The following is a 16,263-nucleotide window of genomic DNA, read 5'->3' as shown; positions in this document are numbered from 1 at the left end:
ACATTTTCTTATCTATAGATATAGTTTTCAAACTATTGTTGCAGTATTTTGTTTAATTTTGATTTTTTATTTAATACAGTCCCCCAGATCTGAGTTTGCAAGTAAATAAAATTTCTGAAAGAGCTGATCACTGGTTTTTATAAGTTTTCTGGGCTAAGAATTTTGTGCATTCTTTTTTTCTTGTTGTAATACGTTTCATTTAGTTTTTTGGTAAAACTATCTAACTCATCTGAAACTAACTCGATGTATTTTGAGTATTTTTTCAACGATTTTGCATCGATCTCTTCATTTTTTATAAGTCTGGTTAATCCTAACATGGTACAAACCGGCTTGCGTAACACATGCGAAATATCAAATGAAATTTGTTCGATAGTTTGCTCATATTCTTTCTGAATATTAATATCCTGAAGAATTCCATACCATATTGTCTTTCCGTTACGTTTTACTTCAGGTTTGGCGATCCCTTTCATCCAAATAATCTTATGATCTGCATCCATGATCCTAAATTCGGCTTGCCAGGTAGATTCTTTCACGAACGAATCCCAAATACCATTTTTGACATCCTGAAGATCGTCTTGGTAAATAACATTGAAAAGAAGTTCTGGATTTTCAATAGTTTCCCGTAAATCAAAACCCAATTTCATTCTATTTATTTCTTCGCTCACAAATGAAACGGAGATTTTTTTACGAGTAGTAGTTTCACATTGAAATATGATAGCAGGCACCTGATCTGTTAGCTTTTTTAATCGTGTAGCATCAAACTTTATTTTTTTTGCCTGTTGAATCATTAGCTTACGAGTATCAAGGAAATCCATTACCTTTTTTGCTAGTAATTGCAAGGCTCTTTTTTGATTGTCAGAAATACGCCTTGGTTTTTTATCTATGATACATAATGTGCCTAAAACATTACCTTTAGGAGTTACCAAGGGTGCTCCGGCATAAAACCTAATGTTTGGGTCCCCTATGACTAAAGGATTTTCTTTAAATCTATCATCGAGCCATGAATCTTCGACAACAAGAACTTCTTCAGGATGATCAAGAGTAAATCTACAAAATGCTTGTTCAATGGGTGTGTGTGTCACTTCTAATCCTTTTACTGCCTTGAACCATTGACGCGTATCATCCAATAAAGAAATTAAGGATATCGGGGTATCGCAAATAGCAGATGCAATTTGTGCTAACTCATCCAACTCTTTTTCGGGTGGAGTATCCATGATAAGATACTCTTCTAAATCCTTAAGTCTATTGTGTTTGTCTACCATTTTTTTTATATAATTCGAAAAGAATTTTTCAGATAAGGAAGTTACTACAATAGTTTTGATATTTATTACGGGTAACCGTAATAAAGCTTATATGCTTAGATGCATTGCGGACAAATAAGAATTTTCATTAGATATTTTCATTCATCATCTTTTCTTTCATTTCAATAATTTCTAACAAAGTTTGTACTTCACGCTTTATACTTTTTCTAATAATCGGGATAAAAATACAAGCAGCAATAATATAAGAGACGTCAATAAAAATCATTTGCCATATAGTGAAGTAAAGACTAAACTCTGGTGTAATCATAAAAAAACCAATGGTATATAAGGCTAAAATGATAATCGTCACCGGTCCATGGATTTTTTTTCTATATGTATAGTAGGCAATAATGTCTTCGGTGGTTTTTAATACGCTGTCTACTAGAATTACCTTTTTTGATTTTAAAACACTAGTCAATTCAATTGCTATTCTTATTAATAATCCACCAATCATTAAACCTACTCCAATTCTACTTAGTATTTCCTTAACAGGGGCCACATAATAGAAAAAAGCAGAAATTCCTAACATAGTAATGAGAAGTACAACAATATTTCCATATTGAAAACGAACTGTAATATTTTTTTTCTTCTTTATTGAAGATAAGATATTGTTCATTATTCCTGGTGTATGTTCTATGTTTTCTTTGTCCTTTTGCCATTCGTTTTGCAATTCTTTGAAATCTTTACTCATGGTCTAATATTTTTTTAAGTCGTTTTTTTACTCTATGAATTTTTACTCTAACGTTAGTAGGTTTGATCCCTAAAACACGAGATATATTTTCATAATCTTGGTCCTCTAGTACCATCATGATTAGTAATCGATCCAATTCTTCTAACTTACCTATGGCACGATATAAACTTTTATTATGATCGTTATCTACACTTTTTGATTCGTCTATCAATACATGAGATATTTTTTCTATAGACAATTTGTTTTTCTTCTTTTCTTTTCTGATATACTGAAGACAAGTATTTACTGTGATTCGATATACCCAGGTTTTATGAGTGGATTGACCTTTGAAGCGATCGATAGCATTCCAGATATTAATAAACACTTCTTGAGACAAGTCGTTGGCCAAATCTTTATCACCTTTCATAAAACCCAGGCACATTTGCAATACCATAGGAAAGCACTGCTTATATATGCTTTCAAAAAGTTGTTGGTTCTTTTTACTCATGGGTTAGGAAATCATTTATTTGGGCGTAATACCACTCTGGCTGATCGAACATAATAAAATGTTTACTTTCTGAAGCCATTGAAATAGTTTTGTTCGCCAACTTGGCGTATTGTTTTTCATAATTTGATTTTGCAACTTCCACGGTAGGAAATGATGCTCCTAAAATTAAAGTTTTCGCAGTCACTTTATCCAATACTGGCCGCAGATCCAGTTTTAATAAATCTGTGTAGCCATAAACATAGGTTTTACGATCAGCCTCGAGAATCCAATTGATTAAAGTTTCTACTTTATCTTTATTATTAGTCATATTTTGTGACATCATGGTAGCAGTTTGCTTGAATTGAGCGTCTTCCATAGCTATCATTTGCATATTGTACGGACTTTCATAGTGTAAAGTACTAGCAGGTACCCCTGGCATCATGAGTTCTCTCATGCATGGGATGGCATCGATAATGATGAGGTTGGTTATTGTATCAGGTAATATCGCGGCAAGATCGGTTGCCAGATTGCCTCCCATACTGTGACCTATAATAGTAACGTTTTCAAGGTTATTGTTTTTGATGTATGCGACTAGTTCTTCTCTAATAGTATTATACCAGGGTGTTTTGTCTGTAATAGGTATAGCTGCGTTACCATTAAAACCGGCATACGAAATAAAGTGTGCCTCATTTTTTATGGTTAAGCGATCTGCCGTTTCGTTGAAGATAGATCCCGGAGTAGTAAAACCTGGTAAAAATAATATTGGAGTTCCCTTTCCGATAACTTGAGATATGATAGCAGGCGTCTGACTATATCCTAAACTTACAATTGCTAATAGTACAAGGGTGATCTTAAACGTTTTCATGTTCTATTTTTTTGATTTAATTTTTCCTTTGATGCAGAAGTTTATGAATTGTTACACGCAAGTGAAAAAAAATCAAAAAAAAGTAATAATCGTTTAAGAAGTGTTGAAAAACAGAAAGGAAACGAATAAAATATAGTACTCAATACATAATGCATTTACAATAGAACTGATACAAATGTCTCTTGTATACCATCTAAAATTATTCTTTCGAGCCTTCAATTTTAGAAGCTATTTCTTTCATATGTTCCGTATAGTATTGAAGGTGTCCATTATCGTATTGTTTAGCCAACGCTATTGCCTTCTTGTGTATAACTAATGCTTCTTCAAGATTGTTATTGGCCTCAAGGGCAGAGGCTAGCATACTATGTGCCTGAGCTGATTTTGGTCGATATGTCACTAAGCGGCGATAAACCTGTATAGATTCTTCGTACCTCTTTTGCCTTAATAATCTATTCGCGCTGGCTTGCAAACTATTTCCACTGTTCCAGCGTTCTGCTTTGGGCAATATGGTATATCCATATTCTTCAGATAATTCATGGTAATAAGTGTCCATACTAGTAAGCATATTTCCTGGTTCCTTTTCAAAATCTCTGAAATCCGGATTCCATCGTTCTTTCGGGAAAAATGTTTCCATGGCAGAAATAAAGGCGGGTAGTACGACCCCATAATGGCTTTCGTTGGGAAAGACTTCTGCCTTTAATTTTAAGTTTGACGTTGTAAAAGCAGACATTTGCCGTTCTAGCTCCTCTAAGTTTTTTCCAATAGTCGCATCATAGTCTGCATCATCATCTGCAGAAGTAATATAAAGGTGTGCTTTATAACCTTGGTTGTTATTAATACTTTCAATGATGGCATCTATAAATGTTTCTCCAGGTTGATATCCCATACCCAATATATCTCCTGCAGCAATGGCAACATGTGCCTGAAACAGTTTGGGAGCTTTACAAAAAGCATGTAATGGAAATGCAGAAGTGGGAGAGGTGCCAACAATCATTTTATAGTCTGCAATTCGATATTGCTCTGACATATATTTAAAAAGCTCTTCTTTAAAAAAATCAACAAATTTATCAGGAGCTCCATCAAAAGGCATTTGTTTCCAGCTCTTTGGCCAAAAATTACTATTATTGGTATACACCTTTGGGGCATAAAATTTTTCAAAACCTTTGGGAAAGCCCACCACAATAGCTTCAGGCATACTGCTTACAGAACTAAGGTGTTTTACCACCCCGGTTATTTGATAGAAGAATTCATTTTCTAACAATACAATCAAGGGATAGGTGTGTAAATTAGAATCTTCAGCATAGGTTTTAGGAAGGTAGATGTCTATAGCTACCTCTTGCTCAAGAAATTTAGAAGTAAGCGTATGTTGTTGTATAAACGCCAAAGGCGTTGATTTGGTCTTAGAGGATTTATTACTAATCCCGTTTGTTTGTGCGGTAATGCCCTGTATCATAATGAGCATTAGGATAATTGACGATAGTGTGTGTTTGGGTAACATGAGTTGTGGGGTAATTAAATTGGTTAACTAGTGGCTGAGGCTAAAATATTACCACTAAAATACAGTATATCTGTTAATTAAGTTTGAATATTTTCTTAAATGTTACGCCAGAAGTATAAAAATAAGCTTTGGGATGAATAATAATCGATTAAGTTTTTGGTTTAAAGCAAAATACCCAAAAGTATGATGATGTCATCCTGAACTCGATTCAGGATCTCATCAACACTTGTTTTTAATCTAGTGAGATTGCTAAGTAAGCTTAGAAAGGCACTTTTAATACGTTTTTTTTTGTCAATATATTGTCAAGAAGTGAGTCACGCAGTACAGCGGATTAATTTTTTTTACGGAGAACAGGAAAGAATCTAAAACTTTTTAAAAAACCGAGAAGTTCAGGCCATTAAGCTTTCCTGCTAGTAGCATATTGTTTGGTGTGTTTTTTGTTTAATTACTCATTCTCAGGTAGTCCATTTCTTTTCACAATCAACCAGATACTTAGTGAAAGTTCGGCAATGGCCATTATTGACATAATACTCAGCATAATTGTTTTGGATAGATTAGTGTCAATAAAAAAAATAATATACGTTAGAGATGCAAAGATCAATAATATGCCAAGGCTTTTCGGTATGTATCCTGACTTAAAAACCGAATAACCGAGTACAAGGATATGTATGGCAAAAAAAATATATCCCAAAAGTTTTATAAATGCATAGCTGTAGACATCGATAATATAAAATGCCAGAGCAAAAACTCCAATTGCCAAAGTAAAAGCATATAGCAGCCTAAGAACTCCTGTAAGCAACGCTAGGTTCTTATTGGCAGGCTTAAGCACTATATAGAGTGCCAAACCAATAATAGAATCAAGGGCAAGTACAAGAAGATAACCAACAACGGCAAAACCAAATAGCTTTCCGATAGCCTCAATATCGGCTGATAATGCTGCTGTATCTCCAGGCACAACAAAATTTGCTAAAAGAAAATCATCGATTAGGGTTAAGATAAGAACCGAGGTTATAAATGCAACACCGACAACCATCGCAGCTTTTCCTGAAGATAGGTTAGAGATAAAATTCTTCATATAAAATTTCTCTAATTGAATCGAAGATAGATATTTTTAGGCTTTCAATTTCCATTGTACAAAATGTACGTTAATATACATAGTTTACACAAGTTAAAGATTAGGTATTTACACTAAATTAGTTTCTATTCTTGTTGTTTGTTGCTTGTTGTTTCTTTCTTAGGTTTCTTTGATCAAAGAAACCTAAAAATACATTTCTATAATAGACTTTCCAAATACCGTTTCCCAGCTCTTCAATTGCTACATATTTTCCTTTTAAAGCTGCTGTTAAATATACCCAGTAATAGGATTTCCATCTAATAGCTCCACTTTTGGTTACTTTAAGTACTTTTTGCCCTATTTTTTATATACATGTTAGCCAACGTATTTTTTGATTATCATTGCTGAACAATGACCTCCAAATCCAAAACTGTTGCTTAAAGCATAATTCACCTTTTTCGAAGACTTTTCTCCTAATGACAGGTTTAATTCCTTCAGAATATTTTCATCAATTTTTGTTGTATTGATTGTTGGTGGTATCAAATCTGTTTTCACGGATAAACAAGTCGATATTGCTTCTATAGCACCTGTTCCGCCTAATAAATGTCCTGTCATAGATTTGGACGCACTAATTTGTACTTTGTCAATATTCGATTTAAATAGTTTTTCGATTGCTTTAATTTCAGATAAATCTCCTAAGCCTGTAGATGTGGCGTGTGCATTTATATAATCAATTTCATTTGGTGTTATTTTGGCTTCTTTTATTCCGTTTTCCATGGCTAAATATGCTCCAAGTCCTTCGGGATGCGTTCCAGTTATATGATAAGCATCCGAACTTTCTCCACCACCAATAATTTCGGCATAAATTTTCGCATTTCTTTTTAATGCCGAATCAAGACTTTCTATAATTAAAGCTCCTGCACCTTCTCCAACAACAAAACCATCTCTATTTGTATCGAATGGTTTTGAAGCTGAACTATAATTTTCATTATTGGTGGACATTGCCTTCATAGCGTTAAATCCTCCAATCGAAGATTCTGTAATTGGTGCTTCTGAACCACCAGCTATAATAATATCTGCTTTTCCTAATCTGATATAATTAAAGGATTGAATTATGCTTTGTGTTGATGAAGCACATGCGGTAACTGGGCAATAGTTTACACCTCTTAGTCCATTATTAATTGATATTATACCAGACAAGGCATTAGATATTATTTTTGTTATAAAAAACGGATTAAAACGTGGATTAAAGTTGTTATTTGTATAATCGATTATTTCCTTTTCAAAGGTTTCAAAGCCTCCAATTCCGCTCGAAAAGATTACGCCAATTCTATTAGTGTCCAATTTTGAAAAATCGAGTTTAGCATCTTTGATGGCTTCTTCAGCTGAAATTAATCCATATTGACTAAACCTATCTAATTTTCTAGCTTCTTTACGGTCAAAATAGTTTAAAGCGTCATAGTCTTTTATTTCACAAGCGAATTGAGTTTTAAATTTACTCGCATCAAAACGGGTTATTTTATTTGCTCCAGAAACTCCTTTCAACAAATTTTCCCAATACTGTTCTACATTTTTTCCAATAGGTGTAATTGCCCCTAGTCCTGTTATTACTACTCTTTTCATGTTTATAGTTTTGTCATATACCGTAAGGTATATGGATGATTAAATTTTTTTTACTCCTGTTTTAATTGTAGAATTTCTGTCTCTAGATATTCTAAGTTATTTAATAAAATCTCTGGTTTGTTCAATGTCTTTGCCAATAAAATGCTACCCTCAATTATAGAAATCATTCGATACGAAAATAGGTCGATATCTATTTCTTTGAGTTCGTTTTTATTAACTCCTTCAATTAAAATTGATACAATTTTTTTATGCCAGTTATGAATTGTTTTTATAACTTCTTCTTTTAATAATTCATTTCCATCATCAGTATCAACCGCAGTATTTAATATTGCACAACCTCCATTTTTAAAAATTGGCTTAAATGATGTTTTATAATGATTTAGAAATGCAATTAATTTATTTGCTGAATTATTTTCTTTTTCAATTTTGTTAATTATTTGGCGAGTCTGAAATTTATAATTAAATTTAAAAGCTTCTAAAGCGACTTCGTTTTTATCTTTGAAATTGCCATAAATACTGCCTTTTGTCAATCCAGTAGCATTAGTCAAATCGGACAAATAAGTTCCTGTATATCCCTTTTTATTGAATATAGAAGCAGTTTTTTCAATTATTAATTGTCTTGTTTTTTCTGACCTTATCATTGCACTAATATACTCTACGGTATATGAGTTTCCAAATTTTTGTATTGATTTTGCTTTTTTCTATGATTTTCGTTGGTTGCTTGATATGTTGGCTAACAATTAAATATACTTACCAGTAGATGTACTCATAATATATAACTACTTAAAAACATTTAGAGTATATACTAAAAGCTTAATTCATACTTATTAGCTCAAAAATGCAATAAACATGAATAGTAATTAACATAATCCCCTTTCAAAAAGGATACTTATAATTTATTGCTATACATATTTTGAACGTATCATCTCACAAAAATCTACAACTTTCTTTACATTTCCCTCTCTCGCATTATAAAAATTAAGAATGCTCATCTCAAAGGGTAAATCTGCAGAATAAAGATACAGCGGCAGTACAGTATCACCACCTTCTTGTATATACTTTAAATTACAAAAAGAATATTCGTATTTACATACTTTGGATTGTACATACGTATCAGACAAGCAGACAATAAAACGTTTTGAGCTCGCCATTGCCATGTTTATTTTATCCAGCCAGTTAGTGCCTACATCGATGTCTTGAGTGTCGATAAACAGATTAAAAGTGTCACCAAGTTCTTTTCTAATGATCTCGACCTCTTGTTCATTTTTTCTACTATAGCTTATGAAAAAGTCGTAGTCATTAAAGATTTTGGCCTTATGATAGCGCTTATGTTTTTCCTTAAAAGCAGCTTTTAACAAAGCGACTTTCTCGTCACTGATTTCTACAATTTTGATCGTCTCAAAAGGCTCTTTTTCTAACCATAATAAGCAGGTATTTACCAGTTCTTTAATTACTTTGTCTACATCATAGTTTTGTTCACCGGTCATTAATAGTGGCAGAGCAATGGTTTTGATCGAATGACTTTTAGAGATTAGCGTAAGGCTCTGGAATATTTCTGCAATTTGTGAATACGGATTGGCTGCCGGATCTGGCTCGGGTTCAAAACATAAGATTCTCTCAATATTTGGATATTTAAACTTCCTGGAAATCCAGCAATGTGAGTAGGCCCTTAAATCTATTTCTTTATTTTGCGATAACATATCCACCGATAGCCCTTTACGGTGCAGTGCCCCTATCAATGATGTGGTAATAGGAGCATAATTATCAGGAAATGCTGAAAGTACCAAAAAATCAATTTTGTGTTCGTCTGGGATGCTGGTTAAGTCCCCTTTAAATAATTGAAGTGATTTTTTCTCAGATATCTTTACTTCAGAAATCAGTTGCATAGAGCTACGGTCTTATTCTGGTTGGTTTTAATTTTAGAATAAAGATAGCATCTTTATTGAAACAATGAGTATAAGAATATACAGTGATCATCATTTTATTTCACCATCATGAAATCCCGCCCGTTTCCACATTTTTTCTTGTTTTACCCAAATGTTAGTCATTCTATATTCTTTTTTACTTTTTTGGGCATTTGCAAATTGAATAAGTAAAAAAGAAAGAAATAAAAACGAGAATAGCGTTTGAAAGCAAGTTCTACTTTCTGTTTTTATTTTGAAAAGTTTTTAACCGCGAATATGATATTATCTTCATTTTCATTGTCCTTTCTATCAAGAATAAGAACAAAATTATTTTTGATCAATAGTTTTTTTGAAGATTCATTTTCCCTGTGAGTATACGCTTCAATTTGATCAAGATTAAGCGTTTCAAATCCGTAATTTAGGATGCAACGTAAAGCTTCATTCATGATTCCTTGTCTTTGAAACTTTGGATGCAAATCATATCCTACTTCTGCTACTTTCCTATCATCAAAGAAATTCCATAAACAAATAGTACCAATAAGCTCTGGATTACCTATTGTAGAGATTCCCCAGAAAAGCCAATCTTGTTTGTTAATTCCGTTATTAATCTTATCTATAAAATCAATTGCTTCTTGTAGTGTTTGCGTTTCAGGTCGTTTTACATAATGATTAACCGTTTTGTTTGATCTTAAGAAACGAATTGCTTTACTGTCATTTTGGTCAATTTTGCGTAACCATAGTCTTTTGGTTTTTAATTGAGGAAGGTCGTCGGTCATTGTTTACCTTGGTGTTGTTTAATTATATGTTCTGTTGATTATAAAAAGATTCATAGTTTCAGTTTTTGGTATTCATTTGATCCACCAGATAATTCTTGTAGGTAAGTAAATCATTATTCAACATTCTTACTACGGCCTCACTAGTTATGGTGGCGCCAGATATACCGTCTATCTTTTGATTTCCTTTAATTATCATCTTTTTGTCTTGTGTTAAACCAAATGTATTCGAAGTAAAAGATATTTTCGAGCCTGTAAATTTATTTTCAAACGAACTTAGAACCACATCAGCGCCGTATCCTTCTGATTCACTTTGATGATCAAATTGAACTTTTTGAATTTCTAATGTGGTTTTATCTATGAGTATTTTTGCCCAAATAGGTCCCGAATACCCACTACTTGTGGCTAGAAGTATGATCTTATTTGAATTTGCAACTTCAAAAAAGGGTGCATCTTGAGATTCTCCCGATTTCATGACTTCTTTAACCATATTACCCCCCTTTTTTAAACTGATATCTGTTACAACTCCACTGGTATCGATTTTTTTGGCTTGAAGTAATTGATTCATATCCGAATCTTTGTTATAGGTAATCTGAGCAAATTCAATCAGCTCTTTTACCATAGAAGATACTTTACCCTGGGTTTTGATTTCTTTCTTTGATTCTTCAGCTGTTGATATTATAGTATTTGATTTTTGCTTACAACTACTCACAAAAACAAGTATTATTAAAAATGAGATTGCCTTCATAACTTTTACATTTTTGTATTATTATTTTCAACTTTTGTTTCAGGTTGATTTTCGATATCTAAATTAAAAATATCATTTCTGGCATAGTGGCCAATCACATCAAAATCTAGTTTGCTATGCTTAATTTCTTCCAGATCCAGTTCTGCAGTTAAAACACCGGATTCTCCAAAAAGCGGTCCTGCAATAATTTTGCCTAGCGGAGAGATGACAACGCTGCCGCCTGGACACATGTCTTCGAGTTCATTTTTGACAAAGGGCTGATATTTATCTGGGTACATAGATTTTGTATAGTATTGATTGCAGCCTAATACAAAACATCTTCCTTCTAAAGCAATATGCTTCATGGTTGCAGTCCATTCTTCACGTGAGTCTGCGGTTGGAGCAATATAAACTTCAACACCTTTTTGATACATTGCCATTCTGGCAAGCGGCATATAATTTTCCCAGCAAATAAGACCTCCTAACCTTCCAATTTTAGTAGTAAAAGTAACTAATGATTCGCCTGCAGCTTCTCCCCAAATAAGGCGTTCTGTTCCGGTAGGTTTAATTTTTCTATGAACTCCCAGTAAACCTAGTTTGGGAGAAATGTAAAGCATAGAGCAATACAAACTTCCATTTATCTCTTGTTTTTCAGTTACTCCTATGACTAAGTAGACATTCTGTGACTTAGATAGCTTCTCTAACCTTTTTAGATCCTTACCTTCAAGATCGATACTATTATTATAATATTCTGAAAATAATTTTCTTCCTTCTTCGGTTCTGCTTCCAACAGTTGCCCCAAAAGAGAAACCTCTTGGATATCCAGGTATAAATGATTCTGGGAAAACAAGTAGTTCGCAGCCTTCTTTAGTATATTTCTTTGTAAGACGTTCTAGTTTTTTGATAGTCTGTTCCTTATCAAAGAATACAGGACTGTCTTGTACTACACCTACTTTTACTTTCATATCCTAGTTTTTCATTAACAAATTAATGATGTTATGTATCGGCCTCAATTCTGAAGGAATAGTAGCTATAGATTCTAGTACGCTACTCCCTACTACATTAAAGTTATCTTTTAAAGCTTCAATGCATGCTTCGGCAGCTTTTATTTTTAATCCGTTATCAACGTGATAATACGTTTTGTCATACTCATAGGGTTCTAGGCAATCAAAATCGAAATGGAGATATAGGTGTGAAATTTTTTTTGATTTTAAGGTAGTGATCAGATCTTGGATGTTGATATTAGCCGGAGCATAAATATTTCCTTGATCAATTCTATCTTTTTCAGCATTATCAATATCTCTTAGTCCTACATAATGAATTTGTGACGCATCAATAGTTGAAAACAAAAGATCGTTCATTTGTTCTTCTCCTTCACCTAATAATGTACGTAAAGGCATTCCGTGAAAATTACAACTGGGGGAGTCGCATGGTTTGTTAATATCGGCATGGGCATCAAACCAAATCACGCCAAGGTTAGGATATTTTTGATTTAGATAAGAAACAGGAACGATTTCTAAACCACAATCACCACCTATAATCTTTAGGGTTTTAGGTTCGCTATCGCTAATTTGTTTTTTTAAACGCAATAATTGCCCGAAAATGGCATCATAATTATTGATACAGTACTTTTGGATTCCGTTTTCTCCGGCTTCAATTGTTGAAAGAGGAATTTTGATAAACTCGGGGTCATCTATATTATCTAAAATTGCTTTTGCACCCGATGCTATAGATTTTCCTTTACCAGAACCTTGCCATTGTGGGAAATATATTTTCATGGTAGCGATTTTATATGAATATAAAAGTTAGGATCTACCCTTAATTCATTGCCTTTGAGATCTATAGTTTGCCACGCTGCATTAGGTCGTATCCATTTTGTTTCGTCATCTATAAAAATACGGACAGGCATGTCAAATTTTTCTATAATATTGGTATACCTGTATCTTAATTTTCCTTCACTGAAACTATATTCTAGAGTAGGTATTTTGGTAGTTCTAAGATATTGGTTGAAAAACTCTGTAAGATCAATTTGTGTAGCTGTACTAATATAATCTTCTATTTGTTTTGTGGTTACGGTTTGATGATAAAAACTTTTATTAAGCCCTCTCAAGATGGATCGCCATTTTTCATCATCTTCTAAAAGTTGTCTTAGCGTATGCAGCATATTTGCTCCTTTATAATACATATCGCTAGATCCTTCATGATTAACGTTGTACGTACCAATAATCGGTTTGTCATTTTGAATATTTCTTCTAGTACCGATAACGTATTCTGAGGCAGCCTTTTTCCCGTAGTAATAATCAAGAAATAAATTTTCAGAATAAGCAGTAAACCCTTCATGGATCCACATATCTGCAGCATCTTTATACGTGATATTATTGGCGAACCATTCATGTCCGGCTTCATGAATAATAATAAAATCGAATTTCATGCCCCATCCTGAACCAGAAAGGTCATTCCCTAGATACCCATTAAGATATTTGTTGCCATAAGTTACTGAGCTTTGATGTTCCATTCCCAGGTATGGCACTTCAACCAGCTTAAAACTATCTTCGTAAAAGGGGTAGGGACCAAACCAATGCTCAAAAGCTTTCATCATTTTGGGAACATCTTTGAACTGTTTTTTTGCTTTCTCCAGATTATCTCTTAATACATAATAATCCATGTCCAGCGTTCCTTTTTCTCCTTCATATTTTTCTCCAAAGTGTACATAGTCCCCTATATTGACATTCACACCATAATTATTGATGGGATTACTTACAAACCAATGAAATGTTTTAGTATGATCATCATGCTCTTCTACTTCACGTAGCCTGCCATTAGAAACGTTTATCAGGTTTTTGGGTACATTTACGCTAATGAGTAAGCTATCAACCTCGTCATACATATGGTCTTTATTCGGCCACCAAATACTGGCACCTAATCCCTGGCACGAAGAGGCGACAAAATGGTTGCCGTTACTATCCTTTTTCCAGGAAATTCCGCCATCCCATGGTGCACGAACTGCTTCTCTTGGATTTCCGCTGTAGTAAACTTCAATGCTGTTGTGTTTTCCTTTTTTTTGTGCTTTTGAAAGTGTGATAAAATGTGCATTACCCTCTGATTTCACTTCTAGTTTTCTACCATCTTGTAGTACTTTTTCAATTTTTAAAGGTGGCTGCAGATCTATTTGTATGACATCATGTTTTTTTAGGACCTCGTAGTGAATCGTGTTTTTACCAGAGATATATTTGCGATCAGGATCTATTTTAATATCCAAATGATAATAAGTTAGATCCCACCATTCACGTTCAGGAGTGATTGATCCCCGTAACGTATCTTGTCGTGTAAATAGTTGCTCCTGGCCAGCCAAGAATAAAGTTTGAAACACGAATAGTGAAAATAATATAGATTTATTCATTATTTGTAAGCTTAAAACTTACAAAATAGTGGTTTTAATTTTCTTCCACAACTTACTTAAAATATAAGTAGCTGCGATCACCACAATGGTTAAAATAATGGCAAGAGTATATCTGCCATAGATCCAATATCCGGTAGCAAAAAGTACTCCATAGATCAAAACACAACCCACTAACATGGCCAAAATACCTGAAGGAACGCTCCATGTACTGAAATCGGATTGTATATTTTCTTTTTGTGCTTTAGCAGCTTTGATCGTAGTTTTCCAACCCGGTCCTCCAGGTTGTGTTTTTTTATAAAAATTGAATAAGACTTTATTGTCTTCTGGTTTTGTAAAAAAAGTTACCGCTAACCAGATGACTGTTGTGATACCAACGACGAGAAGATATTTGGACCATCCCGGTAGGATTCCTTCTTCAAATAAAGCAAGGTTAACCGATTCTAAACTGAAAATAACAGAAACAATACCAGACGCAAACATACCAGAGATTTCACTCCAGGCATTAATACGCCACCAAAACCAACGCAAAATAAATATTAATCCGGTACCGGCACCAAACATAATGATATAGTCAAAAATTTGTTTAGCATTGGTTAGTTTGAGAGCTAAAATTGTACTTATGATCATTAAAACGGCTGTAGAAATTCTTCCAACTCTTACCAATTCTTTTTCTGAGGCATTTTTATTGACCTGTTGCGTATAAAAATCGTTAACGATATAAGAAGATCCCCAATTAAGGTGTGTTGATATTGTCGACATAAAAGCAGCGATTAGAGAAGCTAATACCAGACCCAATAAACCAGAGGGCAATCTCGTAAGCATAGCCGAATACGCCAAATCGTGACCGATTTTATCCTTTTGTACCTTATCTTCGGGAAAAGCTTGCCGTATAGCTGTTAATCCTTCAGAAGCAAAGTAATACGTATCCATTTGTTCTTTTTCTTCATCTGTTAATGTTCTGGTACTTTCTAACTTTTGCATTTCTACATAATTATGTTTTGCGGCTTCCATAGTATTGATATCATCTTTAGGATATAGTACCAAAGAAGCTAAAGCAACTAAAATCCATGGCCATGGACGTATTGCATAATGCATAATGTTAAAGAAAAAAGTTGCACCTATCGCATGGTTTTCATCTTTTGCAGCAAGCATACGTTGTGCAATGTATCCGCCCCCACCAGGTTCTCCACCAGGGTACCATGAACTCCACCATTGTACTGCAAGTGGGATAATCAATAATGTGATTAATAATTCTGTATTATCAAAATCGGGTAGTAGGGAGATTTTATCGATAACTTGCGGATGCGCAATTAAGTTTGTGATACCATCTACTTCAGGAAGGTTAATACAATAATAAGCAGCGCCAATGGCTCCCACCATTGCTGTAAAGAATAACACGAAGTCTGTATACACTACTCCTCTAAAACCACCGACAGCACTAAAAACAACAGTGATTAATGCTGCAATTCCTACGGTATATAAAGGATCAAGTCCAAGCATTACCTGGCTAATCTTTATAGCGGCCAAGGTAACTCCAGACATAGCGAGAACATTAAAAATAACACCAAGATACAAGGCCCGAAAACCCCTTAAAAAGTGAGCGGGTTTTCCTCCATATCTGAGATCATAAAACTCGATGTCGGTGTTTACATTAGATTTTCTCCATAGCTTGGCATATACAAATACAGTAAGTAGTCCTGTGATCAAAAATGCCCACCAGGCCCAGTTACCTGATACACCTCCTTTTCTAACGATATCGGTTACCAAATTGGGAGTATCTGTCGAGAACGTAGTAGCAACCATTGATAATCCCAAAAGCCACCAGGGCATGTTGCGCCCGGAAAGAAAAAATTCGCTGGTATTTTTTCCCGATTTTTTTGAAACTACAATTCCAATTACCAGGGTAAGTGTAAAAAAAGAAAATATTAGAATAAGGTCAAGCGTTGATAATGTGATCATTT

The 16,263-nt window shown here is 33.9% G+C and carries 15 protein-coding genes; all 15 read right to left on the bottom strand.

Translation table 11 applies throughout. The features are described from left to right. Positions 1-137: 137 nt before the first annotated feature. Complete coding sequence (locus ACFSJT_RS03570; RefSeq protein WP_378318825.1) at positions 138-1,262, bottom strand: GAF domain-containing protein; 1,125 nt, start codon at positions 1,260-1,262, stop codon at positions 138-140. A gap of 127 nt (positions 1,263-1,389) precedes the next feature. Continuing rightward, complete coding sequence (locus ACFSJT_RS03565) at positions 1,390-1,992, bottom strand: hypothetical protein (RefSeq protein WP_378318824.1); 603 nt, start codon at positions 1,990-1,992, stop codon at positions 1,390-1,392. Continuing rightward, positions 1,985-2,479, bottom strand: coding sequence for an RNA polymerase sigma factor (locus tag ACFSJT_RS03560; RefSeq protein WP_378318823.1), 495 nt, complete (start codon positions 2,477-2,479; stop codon positions 1,985-1,987). The genes ACFSJT_RS03565 and ACFSJT_RS03560 overlap by 8 nt, the downstream gene beginning before the upstream one ends. Continuing rightward, positions 2,472-3,323, bottom strand: a complete 852-nt coding sequence (locus ACFSJT_RS03555) for an alpha/beta fold hydrolase (RefSeq protein ID WP_378318822.1) — start codon at positions 3,321-3,323, stop codon at positions 2,472-2,474. Before ACFSJT_RS03555 ends, ACFSJT_RS03560 begins: the two co-directional genes overlap by 8 nt. 199 nt (positions 3,324-3,522) lie before the next feature. Further along, positions 3,523-4,821 carry an alpha/beta hydrolase gene (locus tag ACFSJT_RS03550; protein WP_378318821.1) on the bottom strand — a complete coding sequence of 433 codons (1,299 nt, stop codon included), beginning with the start codon at positions 4,819-4,821 and terminating at the stop codon, positions 3,523-3,525. Positions 4,822-5,266: 445 nt separating this feature from the next. Continuing rightward, the gene (locus ACFSJT_RS03545) at positions 5,267-5,896 is read right to left on the bottom strand and encodes a DUF4386 domain-containing protein (protein WP_378318820.1); all 630 of its coding nucleotides are present in this window, start codon (positions 5,894-5,896) and stop codon (positions 5,267-5,269) included. A 354-nt stretch (positions 5,897-6,250) separates the two neighbouring features. Continuing rightward, positions 6,251-7,498 carry a beta-ketoacyl-ACP synthase II gene (gene fabF / locus ACFSJT_RS03540; protein WP_378318819.1) on the bottom strand — a complete coding sequence of 416 codons (1,248 nt, stop codon included), beginning with the start codon at positions 7,496-7,498 and terminating at the stop codon, positions 6,251-6,253. A gap of 50 nt (positions 7,499-7,548) precedes the next feature. Next, a complete protein-coding gene (locus ACFSJT_RS03535) occupies positions 7,549-8,139 on the bottom strand; it encodes a TetR/AcrR family transcriptional regulator (protein ID WP_378318818.1) in 591 nt (196 codons plus the stop codon). Positions 8,140-8,400: 261 nt separating this feature from the next. Then, complete coding sequence (locus ACFSJT_RS03530) at positions 8,401-9,384, bottom strand: TIR domain-containing protein (RefSeq protein WP_378318817.1); 984 nt, start codon at positions 9,382-9,384, stop codon at positions 8,401-8,403. A 266-nt stretch (positions 9,385-9,650) separates the two neighbouring features. Next, positions 9,651-10,178, bottom strand: a complete 528-nt coding sequence (locus ACFSJT_RS03525; RefSeq protein WP_378318816.1) for a GNAT family N-acetyltransferase — start codon at positions 10,176-10,178, stop codon at positions 9,651-9,653. 58 nt (positions 10,179-10,236) lie between these two features. Continuing rightward, positions 10,237-10,923, bottom strand: a complete 687-nt coding sequence (locus tag ACFSJT_RS03520; RefSeq protein ID WP_378318815.1) for an FMN-binding protein — start codon at positions 10,921-10,923, stop codon at positions 10,237-10,239. Between the two features lie 5 nt (positions 10,924-10,928). After that, positions 10,929-11,867, bottom strand: a complete 939-nt coding sequence (locus ACFSJT_RS03515) for a carbon-nitrogen hydrolase family protein (RefSeq protein ID WP_378318814.1) — start codon at positions 11,865-11,867, stop codon at positions 10,929-10,931. 3 nt (positions 11,868-11,870) lie between these two features. After that, a complete protein-coding gene (locus ACFSJT_RS03510) occupies positions 11,871-12,680 on the bottom strand; it encodes an arginase family protein (protein ID WP_378318813.1) in 810 nt (269 codons plus the stop codon). Beyond that, positions 12,677-14,302 carry a M1 family metallopeptidase gene (locus ACFSJT_RS03505; RefSeq protein ID WP_378318812.1) on the bottom strand — a complete coding sequence of 542 codons (1,626 nt, stop codon included), beginning with the start codon at positions 14,300-14,302 and terminating at the stop codon, positions 12,677-12,679. Before ACFSJT_RS03505 ends, ACFSJT_RS03510 begins: the two co-directional genes overlap by 4 nt. A gap of 18 nt (positions 14,303-14,320) precedes the next feature. Further along, the gene (locus ACFSJT_RS03500; protein ID WP_378318811.1) at positions 14,321-16,261 is read right to left on the bottom strand and encodes a sodium:solute symporter family protein; all 1,941 of its coding nucleotides are present in this window, start codon (positions 16,259-16,261) and stop codon (positions 14,321-14,323) included. Positions 16,262-16,263: the final 2 nt, after the last annotated feature.

This window comes from Aquimarina celericrescens, assembly GCF_042682765.1.
Lineage (GTDB): Bacteria > Bacteroidota > Bacteroidia > Flavobacteriales > Flavobacteriaceae > Aquimarina > Aquimarina celericrescens.
Note: the sequence above shows the minus strand (reverse complement) of the source record. Positions and strands in the feature narration are given on the sequence as shown.

Coding starts and splice junctions, on each gene's coding strand:
- ACFSJT_RS03535 (WP_378318818.1), bottom strand. CDS start 8,139: ATGATAAGGTCAGAAAAAACAAGACAATTAATAATTGAAAAAACTGCT.
- ACFSJT_RS03515 (WP_378318814.1), bottom strand. CDS start 11,867: ATGAAAGTAAAAGTAGGTGTAGTACAAGACAGTCCTGTATTCTTTGAT.
- ACFSJT_RS03550 (WP_378318821.1), bottom strand. CDS start 4,821: ATGTTACCCAAACACACACTATCGTCAATTATCCTAATGCTCATTATG.
- ACFSJT_RS03545 (WP_378318820.1), bottom strand. CDS start 5,896: ATGAAGAATTTTATCTCTAACCTATCTTCAGGAAAAGCTGCGATGGTT.
- ACFSJT_RS03530 (WP_378318817.1), bottom strand. CDS start 9,384: ATGCAACTGATTTCTGAAGTAAAGATATCTGAGAAAAAATCACTTCAA.
- ACFSJT_RS03565 (WP_378318824.1), bottom strand. CDS start 1,992: ATGAGTAAAGATTTCAAAGAATTGCAAAACGAATGGCAAAAGGACAAA.
- ACFSJT_RS03510 (WP_378318813.1), bottom strand. CDS start 12,680: ATGAAAATATATTTCCCACAATGGCAAGGTTCTGGTAAAGGAAAATCT.
- ACFSJT_RS03500 (WP_378318811.1), bottom strand. CDS start 16,261: ATGATCACATTATCAACGCTTGACCTTATTCTAATATTTTCTTTTTTT.
- ACFSJT_RS03505 (WP_378318812.1), bottom strand. CDS start 14,302: ATGAATAAATCTATATTATTTTCACTATTCGTGTTTCAAACTTTATTC.
- ACFSJT_RS03520 (WP_378318815.1), bottom strand. CDS start 10,923: ATGAAGGCAATCTCATTTTTAATAATACTTGTTTTTGTGAGTAGTTGT.
- ACFSJT_RS03570 (WP_378318825.1), bottom strand. CDS start 1,262: ATGGTAGACAAACACAATAGACTTAAGGATTTAGAAGAGTATCTTATC.
- fabF (WP_378318819.1), bottom strand. CDS start 7,498: ATGAAAAGAGTAGTAATAACAGGACTAGGGGCAATTACACCTATTGGA.
- ACFSJT_RS03560 (WP_378318823.1), bottom strand. CDS start 2,479: ATGAGTAAAAAGAACCAACAACTTTTTGAAAGCATATATAAGCAGTGC.
- ACFSJT_RS03525 (WP_378318816.1), bottom strand. CDS start 10,178: ATGACCGACGACCTTCCTCAATTAAAAACCAAAAGACTATGGTTACGC.
- ACFSJT_RS03555 (WP_378318822.1), bottom strand. CDS start 3,323: ATGAAAACGTTTAAGATCACCCTTGTACTATTAGCAATTGTAAGTTTA.